Annotated in this window: 16 protein-coding genes; 11 read left to right on the plus strand and 5 right to left on the minus strand. The window is 51.9% G+C overall.

The window, feature by feature from the left end:
- The 4 genes from Q9O24_06510 to Q9O24_06525 form a co-directional block, all read right to left on the minus strand.
- A partial coding sequence (locus Q9O24_06510) for a class I SAM-dependent DNA methyltransferase (protein MDQ7074800.1) occupies positions 1–1,616 on the minus strand: 1,616 nt, incomplete at its 3' end.
- 111 nt (positions 1,617–1,727) lie between these two features.
- Positions 1,728–2,126 carry a cupin domain-containing protein gene (locus tag Q9O24_06515; GenBank protein ID MDQ7074801.1) on the minus strand — a complete coding sequence of 133 codons (399 nt, stop codon included), beginning with the start codon at positions 2,124–2,126 and terminating at the stop codon, positions 1,728–1,730.
- 39 nt (positions 2,127–2,165) lie between these two features.
- Positions 2,166–3,539: a signal recognition particle protein gene (gene ffh, locus Q9O24_06520; GenBank protein MDQ7074802.1), complete on the minus strand. Its 1,374-nt coding sequence runs from the start codon at positions 3,537–3,539 to the stop codon at positions 2,166–2,168.
- Positions 3,540–3,618: 79 nt separating this feature from the next.
- Positions 3,619–4,323 (minus strand): 3',5'-cyclic-nucleotide phosphodiesterase, encoded by a 705-nt coding sequence (locus Q9O24_06525; protein ID MDQ7074803.1) that lies wholly within the window; start codon positions 4,321–4,323, stop codon positions 3,619–3,621.
- A gap of 299 nt (positions 4,324–4,622) precedes the next feature.
- Between Q9O24_06525 and ccsA the strand changes: the two genes are divergently transcribed.
- From ccsA to dxs, 6 genes are all read left to right on the plus strand, one after another.
- On the plus strand, positions 4,623–5,420 hold the full coding sequence (gene ccsA / locus Q9O24_06530; protein ID MDQ7074804.1) for a cytochrome c biogenesis protein CcsA: 798 nt from the start codon (positions 4,623–4,625) through the stop codon (positions 5,418–5,420).
- Between the two features lie 36 nt (positions 5,421–5,456).
- A complete protein-coding gene (locus Q9O24_06535) occupies positions 5,457–6,746 on the plus strand; it encodes an HlyC/CorC family transporter (GenBank protein ID MDQ7074805.1) in 1,290 nt (429 codons plus the stop codon).
- Positions 6,747–8,117 (plus strand): DNA repair protein RadA, encoded by a 1,371-nt coding sequence (gene radA / locus Q9O24_06540; GenBank protein MDQ7074806.1) that lies wholly within the window; start codon positions 6,747–6,749, stop codon positions 8,115–8,117.
- A 70-nt stretch (positions 8,118–8,187) separates the two neighbouring features.
- Complete coding sequence (gene xseB, locus Q9O24_06545; protein ID MDQ7074807.1) at positions 8,188–8,424, plus strand: exodeoxyribonuclease VII small subunit; 237 nt, start codon at positions 8,188–8,190, stop codon at positions 8,422–8,424.
- 3 nt (positions 8,425–8,427) lie between these two features.
- Positions 8,428–9,321, plus strand: coding sequence for a (2E,6E)-farnesyl diphosphate synthase (gene ispA, locus Q9O24_06550; GenBank protein MDQ7074808.1), 894 nt, complete (start codon positions 8,428–8,430; stop codon positions 9,319–9,321).
- A 109-nt stretch (positions 9,322–9,430) separates the two neighbouring features.
- Positions 9,431–11,296 carry a 1-deoxy-D-xylulose-5-phosphate synthase gene (dxs, locus tag Q9O24_06555; protein ID MDQ7074809.1) on the plus strand — a complete coding sequence of 622 codons (1,866 nt, stop codon included), beginning with the start codon at positions 9,431–9,433 and terminating at the stop codon, positions 11,294–11,296.
- Here the strand turns inward: dxs and Q9O24_06560 are convergent.
- Complete coding sequence (locus Q9O24_06560) at positions 11,280–12,419, minus strand: trypsin-like peptidase domain-containing protein (GenBank protein MDQ7074810.1); 1,140 nt, start codon at positions 12,417–12,419, stop codon at positions 11,280–11,282. The genes dxs and Q9O24_06560 overlap by 17 nt on opposite strands.
- Positions 12,420–12,521: 102 nt before the next feature.
- On the opposite strand from Q9O24_06560, the gene Q9O24_06565 reads away from it, so the two are divergent.
- The 5 genes from Q9O24_06565 to Q9O24_06585 all read left to right on the plus strand — a co-directional run bounded on the left by Q9O24_06565 (position 12,522) and on the right by Q9O24_06585 (position 16,670).
- Complete coding sequence (locus tag Q9O24_06565) at positions 12,522–13,280, plus strand: Nif3-like dinuclear metal center hexameric protein (GenBank protein ID MDQ7074811.1); 759 nt, start codon at positions 12,522–12,524, stop codon at positions 13,278–13,280.
- A 94-nt stretch (positions 13,281–13,374) separates the two neighbouring features.
- Positions 13,375–13,971, plus strand: coding sequence for a ubiquinol-cytochrome c reductase iron-sulfur subunit (gene petA / locus Q9O24_06570; GenBank protein MDQ7074812.1), 597 nt, complete (start codon positions 13,375–13,377; stop codon positions 13,969–13,971).
- Positions 13,971–15,191: a cytochrome b N-terminal domain-containing protein gene (locus Q9O24_06575; GenBank protein MDQ7074813.1), complete on the plus strand. Its 1,221-nt coding sequence runs from the start codon at positions 13,971–13,973 to the stop codon at positions 15,189–15,191. Before petA ends, Q9O24_06575 begins: the two co-directional genes overlap by 1 nt.
- A complete protein-coding gene (locus Q9O24_06580; GenBank protein MDQ7074814.1) occupies positions 15,191–15,940 on the plus strand; it encodes a cytochrome c1 in 750 nt (249 codons plus the stop codon). The genes Q9O24_06575 and Q9O24_06580 overlap by 1 nt, the downstream gene beginning before the upstream one ends.
- A 106-nt stretch (positions 15,941–16,046) precedes the next feature.
- On the plus strand, positions 16,047–16,670 hold the full coding sequence (locus tag Q9O24_06585; GenBank protein MDQ7074815.1) for a glutathione S-transferase N-terminal domain-containing protein: 624 nt from the start codon (positions 16,047–16,049) through the stop codon (positions 16,668–16,670).

The raw sequence follows: 16,670 nt of genomic DNA on the forward strand, positions 1-16,670 counted from the left end.
ACCTTCGCCAGATTTTTCAGTATCCGCTGGTTCAACTCGGTTTCTTCTTTTAACTGCCCCTCAAACTCGGCTTTCAGGCTGTTAAAGCGTTCAGCAAAATCAAAATCATCATCCACCTCAGCCAGCCCGACATATCGCCCAGGGGTGAGGACATAATCCAGTTCTTTGACCCGCTCGATGGGGGCGGCACAACAAAACCCTTTGATGTCTTGGTATTGATCTACCGTAGGGGCAATCCCTTGTGGTTGCCCTTTTTCTGATCGTTGCCCCATTGGTATTTCGGCATCATTTTGGGCACCCACAAGGGGAACCCCTACGGAATTACGCCAATTATGGTAGGTGTCGGTGATGGTTTGTATATCGTCTTTGGATAATTCACGGGTACGGCGATTGATCAAATGCCCCATATTACGGGCATCAATAAACAGGATTTGATTATTTGTTGGGGCGAACGGCTGCTCGCTCCTACGGATAAACCACAAGGATGCAGGGATTTGGGTATTTAAAAATAATTTGGCAGGCAGGTTGACGATGCAATCAATCAAACCCGCTTCGACCAAGGCTTTTCTAATCTCACCTTCGCCCGATGTTTTCGAGGTCAAGGCTCCTTTTGCCAGCACAAAACCGGCTTGTCCACTGGGGGCAAGGTGATAGATAAAGTGCTGAATCCATGCGTAGTTGGCGTTGCCTGTGGGCGGTGTGCCGTAGTGCCAGCATCCGTCTTTACGCAGTAGATCACCGCTCCAGTCGCTGACGTTGAACGGCGGATTGGCGATAATGTAATCGGCTTTGAGGTCTTTGTGGGCATCGTTTAAAAACGAGCCTTCGTTATTCCATTTCACCTGTGAGCTGTCAATGCCACGAATGGCAAGGTTCATTTTTGCCAACCGCCACGTAGTCTGGTTGCTCTCTTGTCCGTAGATGGAAATATCGTTGATTCTGCCCTGATGGTCAGCCACAAATTTTTCCGATTGCACAAACAGGCCACCCGAACCACAGCACGGGTCAAGCACGCGCCCTTTGTAGGGTTCGAGCATTTCAATCAGTAATTCAACGACGCTTCTAGGGGTGTAGAACTGTCCGCCTTTTTTACCTTCTGCTAAGGCAAATTCACCGAGGAAATACTCGAACACATGCCCTAGCACATCCGCACTGCGAGATTTAGCATCGCCTAGGGCTATATTGCTGATCAGGTCAATCAGTTCGCCCAAGCTGGTAGGGTCAAGATTTTGTCTTGCGTAGACTTTGGGCAACACGCCTTTTAGAGATGCATTTTCCTTTTCAATTGCATCCATCGCTTCATCCACCGTTTTGCCAATGGTGGGTTGTTTGGCATGGGCTTGCAGACGTGACCAGCGGGCATCTTGTGGTACAAAAAAGACATTTTCGGCTTGGTATTCGTCCTTGTCTTCAGGGTCAGCCCCCACATAGTCGCCTTCACCTGTATTTAATGTGGCGTACAGCTCTTCAAAGGCATCGGAGATGTATTTAAGAAAAATCAGCCCTAAAACCACATGCTTGTATTCGGCAGCATCAATGTTTTTTCTGAGCTTATCAGCCGATTTCCACAGTTGCTTTTCCAGTGATTCTTCTTGTCCTGCTTTCTTCTTCGCCATTGTGTCTCCGTTGGTTATTTGTTACTGGCAGGTGGTTATTGTAAGGAGCTAATTGCTGCGGATAACCGATGGACGGCACGCAGCAACAGCCTAAACATGACCCCCCAAACCCTAGCCTTCAGCCACAAACCCAAACGCACGATCATGCACATACACCAACTTACACGCCTCAAGGTATTTGGCATCGTGAATCCGACCGGCCTTAACGTAACCGGTATCCCCCTGATTCAAGATCAACGGCTCACCGTCTGCCAGCAACCCCGACTCTGAAGCGGTGTAAAACTGAATCGCCATTTTACCCTCCACCACCACGGTCATATCATCGCCCGGATGAGAGTGCGGTGGCTCTTCGCTGCCTGCGTCCCATTTTTCCAACATCACCTCAACCCCATCAGGGTTGGTGGGGTGCGTGGTTCTGAGGGTGAAACCCGCTGGGGTATCGGGAATGCTGATGTGATTCTTCCAAATGGCGCTGCTGTTCCCGTCTACGTCTTTATCCGTCGTACTCATACTGCTTTCCTTACGGTTTAATTGCTGAAAAATGGATTCTTAAAAGCCCATGCCAGGTGGCATACGCCCTTTCATACTGCGCATCATCTTAGCCATGCCGCCACCTTTGGAGACCTTTTTCATCATTTTGCTCATCTGCGCGTACTGCTTCATCAACTTGTTCACCTCCTGCACCTGCACTCCAGAACCAGCGGCGATGCGACGCTTGCGCGAGCCTTTTATGATGGCCGGATGACGGCGCTCCTGCTGAGTCATGGAGTTGATGATCGCCACCATGCGATTGACCTCCTTGCCCGCCGCACCGCCGCTCATCTGCTCGCGCACATTGGCAGGCAATTTACTCATGCCCGGCATTTTATCCATCAACGAAGAGATGCCCCCCATCTTCTCCATCTGCAACATCTGCTCACGCAGGTCATCAAGATCAAAACCGCGCCCTTTGCTGATTTTTTTCGCCAGCTTGGCCGCCTGCTTCTGATCAACGTTCTGCTGCGCCTCCTCCACCAAGCTGAGCACATCGCCCATGCCCAAAATGCGCGAAGCCAACCGGTCGGGGTGAAACGGCTCCAGTGCCGTCGTCTTCTCACCCACCCCCATAAATTTAATCGGCTTGCCAGTGATCTCACGCACCGACAACGCCGCACCGCCACGGGCATCGCCGTCGGTTTTGGTCAACACCACTCCCGTCAAGGGCAACGCTTCATTGAAGGCTTTGGCGGTGTTGGCGGCATCTTGGCCGGTCATGCTGTCCACCACAAACAGGGTTTCCGTCGGCTGCAAGACCTTATGCAGCTCTTTGATCTCGCCCATCATCTCTGCATCAATGTGCAAACGACCGGCGGTATCGACAATCAACACATCCACCAACTGTTTTTTCGCCGCTTTTAGCGCCTCTTTGGCGATTTTATGCGGTTTCTGTTTGATCGTGCTGGCGTGAAAACCAACCTCAACTTCAGCGGCGAGGGTTTTGAGCTGTTCGATGGCCGCTGGACGGTAAACATCACAACTGGTGACCAAGACGCTCTTCTTGTGCCGCTCTTTGAGGTGGCGCGCCAACTTGGCCACGGTGGTGGTTTTACCCGCCCCCTGCAGACCGGCCATCAAAATCACTACCGGCGGCTGCGCCTGCAAATTCAGCTCTTCACAGCTCTCGCCCATGACGCTGACCAGCTCGTCATGGACGATTTTGACAAAGGCCTGCCCAGGCGAGAGACTTTTAATCACCTCTTGACCCACGGCACGCTCTTTGACTTTGCCGATAAAGGTTTTCACCACCGACAACGCCACATCCGCTTCCAGCAGCGCCATGCGCACATCACGCAGACTCTCTTTGATGTTGTCGTCGGTTAAGCGCCCTTGGCCGCGCAGCCGATCCAGCGTCCGTCCAAGGCGTTCGGTTAAATTATCAAACATAGCAATATCACTTTAAGAGATGGGGTGGCCAATGCAATCAAGCCAATTCAAAGAGGGTATCAATATTTTAAGGAGGGGATTATAACTGGAAAGTATCGCCGGTTTTCAGCGGAATCAGATCAAATTCAGGCAGCAGCTCCGCGAGCTCTTGCATGGTCTGCTGTTCTGCCCCTGGTTTCAGGTGTGAAATGGCAATTTTAGGCCGGTGTTTGAGTTTGCGCAGATCCGCCGCCAACAGACTAGGGCAGTAGTGATGCGCCAGCAAAGCCAGGTCTAAATTGGCTTCAGGAAAACCACATTCAATCAACAGCAGATCCAGATGGGGTTTTTGATTCAGTGCCACCCAAAGCGTATCGTTGCTGGTGGTGTCGCCGGAAAAACAGAGCGCATGTTCACCGTCACTGATGTAATAGGCCACCCCAGGAATAACATGATTAACCTCAATCATATCCACTTCACGCTGACCTAATGCAACCACCTCACCAATGGCTTGCTCTCGATAGCGCATGACCGGTTTCTCTTCCGTTGGTAACAGACTGAAATCAGGCCAGATCAGCCAATTGAAAATATGCTGTTTAAGCGTATCAAGCGTGGTCTGTTGGGAATAGACCAGCAGCGATTCGGTCGCCAGATCTTCAAATAAAGTATCCACCAGAGGCGGCAACGACATGATGTGATCAAGGTGCGAATGAGTAAGAAACACATGCCGTAGCAGACGCATCTCCTCCAGCCGCAGATCACCCACGCCCGTACCGGCATCAATCAGAATATCGTCATCTACCAAAAACGATGTGGTCCGAAGTCCCTCTCCAATGCCACCGCTGCAACCTAAAACCCGTAAATTCATACTGTTTTTTTCACCAGAGAATCACACCTATAATCAAGGAATGCTAGCATAAATTAACGATTCTCTACCAGCAGAGCCTATTACCGCAATGTGAACCCGTTCACAAAAATAGAGTCGGACACGGAACTTCTTCAGCTCATAAAATTAAGTTAAGGGCTTCAAGCCCAGCCGCGCCTATGTCATTATGCACCTCTTAGAGATAGACTTAAAAACCTAACCAATTGAGCAATATCACAATGAATACAGTGGTGGTGGGCGTTTCCACGACATTTTTATACAGCCTCTCCGCTATTTTACTGGCACTGCGCCTCTGGCAACGGCAACACACCCGCAAATTACCTTTGCTGCTGCCCGCCTTGCTGGCATTGGCACTGCACGCACTGCACCTGTATCAAAACATGATTGGCGCGGCGGGCTTGCAGCTGAGCTTTTTCAGCGCCCTGTCGCTTTTCAGTTGGATTATCGTCGCCCTGATGCTGATGTTATCCGTACGCCAACCAGTGGAAAATCTCGGCATTGGACTGCTGCCCCTGACCGCTTTAGCGGTGCTCTCCAGTTTGGCGTTTGACGATCATGGAGCCGCCCTCAAGCAGCTTTCAGAAGGTCTGCAAATCCATATTTTGGTCTCGGTTTTGGCCTACAGCATGCTCAGTCTGGCCGCCCTGCAAGCGTTGCTGTTTTCGCTGCAAAACCGCAACTTACACAACCATCATCCAGGCGGTTTTATCCGCGCTCTACCGCCACTCTATTTGATGGAAGTGATTCTGTTTCAGATGATCAACATTGGTTTTATCCTCCTCAGTTTTTCACTGCTGAGCGGTTTTCTCTATTTAGAGGACATGTTTGCCCAACACATCGTGCATAAAACCATCTTATCCCTGTTTGCTTGGGGCATGTTTGCTACCCTGCTGATCGGTCGTCGCCTGTCAGGTTGGCGTGGCAAGCTGGCGGTACGCTGGACACTCAGCGCCGCTGCGCTGTTGATGCTGGCCTATTTTGGCAGCAAGTTGGTGCAAGAACTGATTCTTGCCTAAATAGCCTCGGTATTTTATTTTGCATAAGGTTGTATTGTGAACGACATCCCCCTCGGTGCCCTGTTTGGCATTTTGGCTCTTCTGATCATTCTCTCCGGTTTTTTCTCCGGTTCTGAAACGGCGCTGATGACCATCAACCGCTACCGCCTACGCCACATGGCCAAAAAAGGCCACAAAGGCGCACTGCGTGTCGATGCTCTGCTGCAACGCCCCGACCGTCTGATCGGCTTGATTCTGCTCGGCAATAACTTTGTCAACATTCTCGCCTCCATGCTCACAACTCTGATCGCGCTGCGCCAATGGGGTGAGTCCAGCATTGCCATTGCGGCGGGCTTATTAACCTTAGTGGTGCTTATTTTTGCCGAAGTGGCACCGAAAACCTTGGCTGCGCTGCACCCCGAACGCATCGCCTTTGTTGCCGCCTACGTCTACACCCCGCTGATGCGCATCGCTCACCCTTTGGTCTGGGTGGTCAACATTTTAGCCAACAACCTGCTCAAACTGATCGGCGTACAGGCGGACAAAAACCGCAATGAAAACCTCAGCCGAGAAGAGCTGCGCACAGTGGTCAACGAAGCGGGCAGCCTGATTCCCAAACGCCACCGCGCCATGTTGCTCAACATCCTCGACATGGAGAACATTACCGTCAACGACGTCATGGTGCCGCGCAAGGAGATCCTCGGCATCGACCTTGATGACAGTTGGGACGACATCCTTACTCAAGTAAGCAACAGCCCCCGCAGCCGATTATTGGTCTACCGTGAAAACCTAGAAGGCGTAGTGGGTTTTCTCAATCTACGCAAATTGGGCGGCCTGCACCTGCGCAACGAGATCAACCGCGACAGCTTAGAGTCCCGCATTCGTGATCCTTTTTACATCCCCGAAGAAACCCCACTGACCCAACAACTGATCGCCTTTCAGCAGAACAAGCGCCGCATCGGCTTGGTGGTGGACGAATACGGCGATATTTTGGGGCTGGTGACACTGGAAGACATCTTGGAAGAGATCGTCGGCAAATTCACCACCGACCGTCAAACCCTCAGCCCCCATCTGCACCCCCAAGGGGATGGTAGCTACATTGCCGACGGCAGCACCCCATTGCGAGAGATCAACCGCCAATTGAACTGGTCACTGCCCACCGACGGCCCCAAAACCCTCAACGGCCTACTGCTGGAGTATCTGGAGATCATTCCGCAAACGGGAACCACTTTGCTGCTGGAGTCCCACCCAGTGGAGATCATCCAGACCAAAGGCAATGTGGTGCGTTCGGTGCGCATTCACCCCAAGATCAAAAACAGACCACCACTCGAAAAGAACGCCGCTTAAATGGCCAAAACAAAACAACACTACCAGTGCCGAGAATGCGGAGCCATCAGCCCCAAATGGAACGGCCAGTGTCCCGATTGCAAACAGTGGAACAGCCTAGAGGAAACCCTCGCGCCGCCCCCCAGCTCCAGCAGCACCAAAACCAGCCGCAGCCGTTTCCAAGGCTACGCAGGGCAATCCCAAATCCTCTCCATGAGCGATGTAGCACTACAAGCGGAACCGCGCACCAGCAGCGGCATCGGTGAATTGGATCGCGTACTGGGCGGTGGCTTAGTTCACGGCTCCGTGGTGCTGCTCGGCGGCGACCCAGGCATCGGCAAATCCACCCTGCTGCTGCAAGCCTTGGCTGCATTGAGTCAAAAGCTCAACACCCTCTACATCACTGGCGAAGAATCCTTACAACAAGTCACCCTGCGCGCTCGGCGCTTGGGCTTGCAAGAAGAGGGGCTGCGCCTGCTGACCGAAACCTGCGTCGAACAGATCATTGCCGCCGCCCAACAGGAAAAACCCCATGTGATGGTGGTGGACTCCATTCAAACCGTCTTCACCGATCAACTGCAAAGTGCGCCGGGTTCCGTGGCGCAGATCCGCGAAAGCGCGGCTCGGCTGGTGCGCTTTGCCAAACAAAGTGATACCTCGCTGTTTCTGGTGGGTCACGTCACCAAAGAGGGCACACTAGCCGGCCCTCGGGTGCTGGAGCACATGGTGGATACGGTGCTCTATTTTGAGGGGGACAGTGGCAGCCGTTACCGTGTGGTGCGCGCGACCAAAAACCGCTTTGGCGCGGTCAATGAGCTGGGAGTCTTTGCCATGAGCGACAAAGGGCTGAGCGCGGTCAACAACCCCTCTGCCATTTTTCTCTCCCGTCACGAGCAACCCGTGGCAGGCAGTGTCATTATGGTGACCCGCGAAGGCACTCGCCCGCTGCTGGTGGAAACCCAAGTATTGGTGGACGAAAGCCACGGCAACCCGCGTCGAGTCAGCATCGGTCTGGAACAAAACCGCCTCGCCATGCTGTTGGCCACTCTGCACCGTCATGGCGGCATCGCCATGTACGATCAAGATGTGTTTGTTAATGTCGTCGGCGGGGTGCGCATCAGCGAAACCGCCGCCGATCTGCCCGTGCTGCTGGCGGTGCTCTCTTCGTTTCGAGATCGCCCCGTTGACCCACATCTGATCGCCTTTGGTGAGGTGGGCTTGGCGGGTGAAATCCGTCCCGTACCCAACGGTGAAGAGCGGCTGCGAGAAGCGGCCAAACACGGCTTTACCCAAGCCATTGTTCCCAAAGCCAATCAGCCCAGAAAAGCCATTAAAGGCTTGATTGTCCATCCTGTCAGTCGCCTCAGCGACGCCATTGAGTTATTAAATTGATCATTAGGCGGCTCTCAGGTACCGTTGCGCCTTTGGCGAACAGCTGACACTGAGCACGGGAGCACGGGCAATGGCAAAAAAAACCGCAGCGCGTAATTTTGAACAAGGCTTACAAGAGTTGGAACAGTTGGTGGAACGACTGGAACAAGGTGATCTGAGTCTGGATGACTCCATGGGCGAATTTGAACGCGGCATTCAACTGGCGCGCCAGTGCCAAACTCAACTGAGTCAAAGCGAGCAAAAAGTGGCTATTTTACTTGAAAAAGACGCACAGGCGGATCTACATCCCTTCACTGGCGACGACTGAACCGTGAGTGATTTCAAACAACAACTAAAACGACATCAACAACAGAGCGAACAGGCGCTTCACCGTTTCCTGCCCAGCATTGAAACTCAACCCCAACGACTGCATGAAGCGATGCACTACGCGGTGATGAGCGGCGGAAAACGCATTCGCCCCACTCTAACTTACGCCACAGGTCTCGCTCTTGGCGTTAAAACTGACACCCTCGATGCACCCGCCTGCGCACTGGAGCTGATTCACGCCTACTCATTGGTACACGACGACCTACCTGCAATGGACGATGACGATCTGCGCCGAGGCCGCCCCACCTGTCACAAACAATTTGATGAAGCCAGCGCCATTTTGGTTGGCGACGCGCTGCAAACCTTGGCCTTTGAGCTGTTGGCAGATCCAGACAACGCCCCACTCTACGCCGAACAGCGCCTGCGGATGATCCAGAGCCTCAGCCACGCCAGCGGTTCGCTCGGCATGGTGGGCGGTCAAGCCATTGATCTCGATGCCGTGGGCAATCTACTCAGCCAAGCCGATCTGGAGGCGATGCACCGCAAAAAAACCGGTGCGCTGATTCGAGCTGCCGTTCGTCTGGGCGCGCTCTGCGCCCCAAACATAGACGACCAGAGCCTCAAACAGTTGGATCACTACGCCGCCGCCATTGGCCTTACCTTTCAAATTGTCGATGATATTTTAGATGTCACCAGCGACACCCAAACCCTCGGCAAACCGCAAGGCTCCGACATCGCCAATAACAAACCCACTTACCCCGCGCTGCTGGGCTTGGCGGGCGCACAACACCACGCCAAGCAGGTGCATCAACAGGCGTTAACGAGTCTGGAAGGTCTTGATGGCGACTTCCAAACCCTACGCTCATTGGCGGACTACATTCTGCAACGGCGCTTTTAAAACAAATCTGAACATCCCGAACAACCACAGCACCGCCCCAGAATCAGCACTTGCATAGGGTCGAAACGCCCGCCATAATCCTTCGATTATTCTCAGTCGCCGTTAATTCATGCCACTAAAAAATCCCTATCCGTTATTAGAACGCACCAACTCTCCCGCAGAGTTACGCACACTCTCGCCTGCGGAGCTCATAACACTGACCCAAGAGTTGCGCGAGTTTTTAATCGAATCGGTATCAAAAACGGGCGGCCATCTGGCAGCCGGACTTGGCACCATCGAGTTGACCATCGCTCTGCATAAGGTCTATGACACCCCCCGCGACCGTTTAGTATGGGATGTGGGTCATCAAAGCTACCCGCACAAGGTGCTCACCGGACGACGCGAACAGATGTCCACCATACGCAAACAAGGCGGTTTAGCCGGTTTTCCAAAACGTTCAGAGAGCGACTACGACAGTTTTGGCGTTGGTCACTCCAGCACCTCCATCAGCGCGGCTTTGGGCATGGCTCTGGCCTCGTCCATCAAAGGCGAAGATCGCAAAAGCATCGCCATTATCGGTGACGGAGCCATGACTGCTGGAATGGCTTTTGAGGCGCTCAATCACGCCGGCCACCTAAACCACCCCGATCTGCTGGTGATTTTGAACGACAACGAGATGTCGATCTCCAAAAACGTCGGCGCACTGAGCCAATATTTGGCACGCATTCTCTCCAGCAAAGTCTATTCAGGTGTCAAAGAGGGTGGCAAAAAAGTACTCGCCAAACCGATGGTTCAATTTGCTCGACGCTGGGAAGAGCATATGAAAGGCATGGTGGTTCCAGGAACTCTATTTGAAGAATTAGGCTTTGATTATTTCGGTCCTGTAGACGGTCATGACCTACCCAACCTGATTCACATGTTCGAGAACCTGAAAAAACTCAAGGGACCACGACTGCTGCATCTGGTAACAAAAAAAGGCAAAGGCTACAAAAAAGCGGAAGAAGATCCTTGTGTCTATCACGGTGTCTCACCCTTCGACCCTCATACCGGCACAAAACCCAGCACGCCCTCACTCACCAACCCCAGTTACACCGCCGTCTTCAGCCAATGGCTCTGTGATATGGCCGCCATTGACAAAAAATTAGTCGGCATCACCCCTGCCATGAGCGAAGGCTCTGGTTTGGTGGAATTTGCTAAGCAGTACCCCGAACGCTATTTTGATGTCGCCATTGCCGAGCAACACGCCGTCACACTGTCGGCAGGGCTGGCCTGTGAAGGATTAAAACCCGTGGTGGCCATCTACTCGACCTTTTTGCAACGCGCTTACGACCAACTGATTCACGACGTGGTGTTGCAAAACCTGTCTGTGCTGTTCGCCATTGACCGAGCCGGTCTAGTGGGAGCCGATGGCCCCACCCATGCGGGCAGCTTTGACCTCTCCTTTATGCGCTGCCTGCCCAATTTGGTGATTATGGCCGCCAGCGATGCCAACGAATGTCGGCAAATGCTCTACACCGGCCATCAACACAATGGCCCAGCGGCGGTGCGCTACCCTCGTGGCAGTGGCCCAAAAGTCGAAATTCAGAGTGAAATGGAGCTGATCCCCTTAGGCAGAGCCGAACCTCGTCGCCAAGGTAAAAAAATCGCCCTGTTGGCCTTTGGCAGTATGCTCACCCCTGCCTTGCAGGCGGCTGAACGCCTTGATGCCACGGTGATCAATATGCGTTTTGTTAAACCCTTGGATGAAAACCTGCTGCTTGAGACGGCCAAAGAGCATCAACTGCTGGTGACCCTTGAAGAGAACGCCATCGCCGGTGGTGCGGGCAGCGGCATCAATGAATATCTGCTCAGCCAGGGCATACAGGTACCCATTTTAAACTTGGGTCTGCCCGATCAATTCAGCGAACACGGCGTACACAGCGACCTGCTTCGTGATTATGGTCTTGATGCCCAAGGCATTGTGAGCCAAATAAACACCTTCACTGCTTCAACGTAGCCACGGGGCGCTGTACTAACTTCGCCCGTGCCTTGAAGTGTGTTTTACCGCGTAAACCGTGAATCTGAACCTCTTCGCCCGGCGTCAATACCGAGGTGGATTCCAACAAAGTATACACATCCAGCACCGGCTCACCGTTGAGCTGAATGATAATATCACCGGCCTCCAGACCGGCTCGATAGGCCGGACCGTTGCGGTAAATGCCGGTCACCAACACCCCACTTTGCACACGCAATTTTTGCTGCACCCGCAGCGAGAGGTCTTGTGCCGCCACCCCCAGCCAGCCCCGCACCACCTCACCACGTTCAATAAGTTGGGTTAACACCGTCTGCACCAGCGGCGCTGGAATGGCAAAACCGATGCCTTGCGAACCACCAGAACGAGAAAAAATGGCGGTATTAATCCCCACCAATTCACCACGGGGATTGATCAGCGCACCACCTGAATTGCCTGGGTTGATCGCCGCATCGGTCTGAATAAAATCTTCAAAGGTACTCAAGCCAAGACGGTCTCGGCCCGTGGCACTGACAATGCCTTGCGTCACGGTCTGACCAACTCCAAAGGGGTTGCCAATGGCCAACACCACATCGCCAACAAACAGGTTCTCGGCAGCAGAAAACGTAATCGCGGGCAAATCTTCCTGTGGCACTTTCAATAGGGCTAAATCCGTCTCAGGATCACTGCCCACCAGGCTTGCCTTTTGCGGCGTGCCATCACTGAACATCACCAAAATATCGCTGGCATTTTTAATCACATGGTTGTTGGTGACGATGTAACCCTGTGAACTGACCACCACCCCCGAACCCAAACTGCGCTCCAGATGCGATTTTTGCTCTTCGCCAAAAAATTTCTGTAACAGCGGGTTTCGATACTGAGGAGGGTCTTGAATCCGTTTGGTGGTGTAGATATTAACCACCGACGGCGATGCTTTCTGCACCGCACTTCGGTAAGAATAAGGCTCTAAATTCTCTTGAGTTGGCTCCAGCAGCACGCTGCTCGGCGCTGCTTGTACAATCTCCACTTGCTGGCGCTGGGGCGGCAGAACTGAAAACAGCACCAGCGCCACCAGCAGTCCCAATGCGGTTGCTTGCAAGATAAAGGTGAGCAGGGGACGATTTGGCATTGAAATTCCTAAAAAAGCACAAATTAAGGTGTATTATGACCTCTTTTTGGCGTAATGCTAAGAATTAAAATATCCATTCACTCTGTTTGAGTTGTGAGAATCATGTTGGAACGCAACACTCTGCTGGCCTATCTGGATGCACTCTTAGCCAAAGATGACTTTCAAGATTACGCCCCCAATGGCTTACAGGTTGAAGGCCGTTCACAGATCAAAAAAATTGTCACCGGTGTCACCGCCACCCAAGCACTAATTGAAGCGGCCATTGATAACAACGCCGATCTGCTGTTGGTACACCACGGCTTTTTCTGGAAAGGTGAAGACCCTTGCGTGGTGGGCATGAAACAGCGCCGCCTAAAAGCACTGTTGCAAGCCGATCTTAATCTGGTCGCCTACCATCTGCCATTGGACGCTCACCCCACCCTGGGCAACAACGCTCAATTGGCTCAGCGATTGGGCATCAGCGCAACCCAAAGTGTGTCTGCGGGCGGCACACGGGACTTACTCTGGCTTGGACAATTGCCGCAGGCCATTTCAGCTCAAGACTTTGCTGCACAACTGGAACAGCAACTGCAACGCACTCCCTTATTAATCGAGAGCTGTGACAAAATGATCAAAACTTTGGCTTGGTGCTCCGGCGCAGCTCAGGGTTTTATTAGCCAAGCAGCGACCCTAGGCGCTGATGCTTACCTCAGCGGTGAGATCTCTGAGCAGACGGTACACGTCGCTCATGAGTGCGATATTCACTATTTTTCTGCTGGTCACCACGCCACAGAACGCTTTGGAGTACAAGCACTGGGGTCACACTTGGCAGAAAAATACGCTCTGGAACATCAATTTATTGATATTGGTAATCCAGTCTAAGCGTTTACGATGGTTAACTTTAGCTTAATAAGAAATTCTTTATATGCTAAAATTATTATTTTCTAAATAACTTTTTATTTGTGGGAGAGAGTCCATGTCTACTGAAGTTGTAGATAAAAGCAGACGCCGCTTTCTTACAGCTGCGACCGGTGTGGTTGGAGCTGTTGGAGCTGCTGCCGTGGCGGTTCCGTTTGTATCCTCCATGTTGCCGAGTGCTCGTGCTCGTGCCGCTGGAGCACCTGTTGAAGCCGATCTGAGCAAACTGGAACCCGGTCAGCTGTTAACCATTGAGTGGCGCGGCAAACCCGTCTGGATCGTACGACGTACCGAAGAAGCACTGCAAACCTTGTCGAGCCTGGACTCCCGTCTGCGTGACCCTGCCTCTGACGTACTCAGTCAACAACCTGAATACGCCCATAACGCAGTACGCTCGATCAAACCCGAATTTATGATCATGGTCGGCATTTGTACGCACTTAGGCTGTTCTCCCACCTTCCGCCCTGAAATGGCACCGGCTGATTTGGGTCCTGACTGGAAAGGCGGCTTTGCTTGTCCTTGTCACGGTTCACTCTTTGATTTAGCCGGTCGTGTCTATCACAATGTGCCTGCACCAACAAATTTAGTGGTTCCTCCACACAAATACCTGAGCGATCACTTTATCCTAATTGGTGATGATGGGAGCGTAGCTTAATGAGCAAGATGAACAATTTTATGGGCTGGATTGATGCCCGCTTCCCTGCAACCAAGATGTGGGAAGAGCACCTTTCCAAATATTACGCGCCGAAGAACTTTAACTTTTGGTACTTCTTTGGTTCATTGGCGCTGTTGGTGTTGGTATTGCAATTTGTCACCGGCATCTTCTTGACCATGAACTACAAACCTGACGGCGCATTGGCCTTTGCTTCCGTCGAATACATTATGCGCGATGTGGAATGGGGCTGGCTGATTCGTTACATGCATTCCACCGGTGCCTCGATGTTCTTTGTGGTGATTTATCTACACATGTTCCGTGGCATCATGTACGGTTCCTACAAAAAACCTCGTGAGCTGATCTGGATCTTAGGCATGTTCCTTTATGTCGCTCTGATGGCCGAAGCCTTTATGGGGTACCTGCTGCCTTGGGGGCAGATGTCCTATTGGGGTGCTCAAGTGATCATCTCCCTGTTCAGCGCCATTCCCTATGTAGGCGAACCCCTGTCTCTTTGGATTCGGGGCGATTACGTCATATCCGATGCCACCTTGAACCGGTTCTTTGCTTTCCATGTCATTGCTGTACCGTTGATCTTATTAGGTCTGGTCGTGGCACATATTCTGGCTCTACACGAAGTAGGCTCTAACAATCCCGATGGCGTTGAAATCAAAAAACACAAAGATGAAAACGGTGTCCCCTTGGACGGCATCCCCTTCCATCCTTACTACTCAGTCAAAGATTTGGTGGGTGTTGGGGTGTTTTTGACCCTCTTCAGTGCGGTGATTTTCTGGGCACCGGAAATGGGCGGTTACTTTTTAGAACACGCCAATTTTGTCCCCGCAGATCCATTGAAAACCCCTGAGCACATTGCACCCGTGTGGTATTTCACCCCCTTCTACGCCATTTTGCGTGCCGTACCTGACAAGCTGTTTGGCGTCATTGCGATGGGTGCTTCCATTGTGATTTTGTTTGTTTTGCCCTGGCTGGATCGTAACGGCATACGTTCGATTCGTTTCCGTTCTTTGGCTTACAAACTGAATCTGACCGTCTTTGTAATCAGTTTTGTTGTGCTGGGCTGGTTGGGTATGCAACCCTCCACCCCCACCTTGACGCTTTTTTCACAGATTTTCAGCGCACTCTATTTTAGTTTTTTCTTAGCGCTGTTTTTAATCAGCAAAAATGAAAAAACCAAACCGGTTCCAGAGAGGGTCACAGACTAATGAAAACACTCCTTGTAGCATTTTTGATCACGCTCATGCCACTGACCGGTATGGCCTCTGGCAGTGCAGTTCATCTGGATGAAGCCAACATTGATCCCAGCGACAAAGCATCCTTGCAACGTGGGGCGAAATATTTCATCAACTATTGCATGGGCTGTCACTCGGTTAAATATCAGCGTTACAGCCGCATGGCCAGTGACTTAGGCTTGAGTGATGCTCAAGTAGAAGATAACTTGATCTTTACCACCGATGAAGATGGTGCACCGTCTAAGGTTGGCTCGTTAATGACGATTAATATGTCGGACAAATACGCCAAAGCCGCCTTTGGAGTCGTACCACCAGATCTGAGCTTAGTGGCGCGTTCTCGCAGTCCAGACTGGATCTACACCTACCTGCGCAGCTTTTACCTGGATGATTCACGCCCCATGGGTGTAAATAACTCGCTGTTCAAAAACGTCGGTATGCCCCACGTTTTATGGGAATTGCAAGGCTTGCAAACGGCACGCTACGAAGCTCACGAAGAGGGTGCTGAAAAACACATCTCACATCTGGAGTTGACTCAAAAAGGCAGTTTGAATGAGGCGGAATACAATACCGTGGTACGAGATTTGGTGAATTTCCTCGCTTACGTAGCGGAGCCCACCAAGCAGAAACGTGAAAGCATGGGCATTTGGGTTATTTTGTTCCTGATGTTCTTCACCTTCATCGCGTATCAGCTGAAGAAGGAATACTGGAAAGACATCCACTAAGTTGTTTTTCTGTTAGACTCGCGCACCCTTGGAGCCAACTTCCTCGGGTGCGCTGTTGTTTTTATGCTGTTATCTTTATAAAAAATGAAATAAGGGAGTCCTGGCTATGTCGTCAATCGCCAATCGTCGATCTGTGATGATGCTGTTTTCTGTGCCGAACTGTTTACACAGTCATCGTGTGCGTATTGTCCTTGCCGAAAAAGACATTACGGTGGACATTCTTGATGTGGATCTAGACAACAAACCGGAAGATCTACTGGACATTAACCCCTACAACTCCACCCCTACTTTGGTGGATCGTGAATTGGTATTGTACGATTCACGGGTGATTATTGAATATTTAGACGAGCGTTTTCCTCATCCACCACTGATGCCCGTTGACCCCGTCTCTCGGGCGCACACTCGGCTCTCGCTGTTTCGGATCGAAAACGATTGGTACAGTCTGGTAGGCGAATTAGAAAGCGGTGATGCTGCTCGTGTTGAGACGGCTCGTTTACGTTTGACCGAAGAGTTAATCGCTTCCAACGATATTTTTGCCGTCAAGCCATTTTTCCTCAGCGATGACTTCACATTGGTGGATGCCAGCTTGGCACCTCTGCTCTGGCGTTTGCCACTCTACGGCATTGAAATCCCCGACACAGCGCCCGATCTAAAAATTTACATGCAACGTATTTTTGCCCGCGAAGGGGTACGAAACAGCCTCAGTGAAGCAGAAAAAGAGTGGCGCTAG

This window comes from Gammaproteobacteria bacterium (genome assembly GCA_030949385.1).
GTDB lineage: Bacteria > Pseudomonadota > Gammaproteobacteria > JAUZRS01 > JAUZRS01 > JAUZRS01.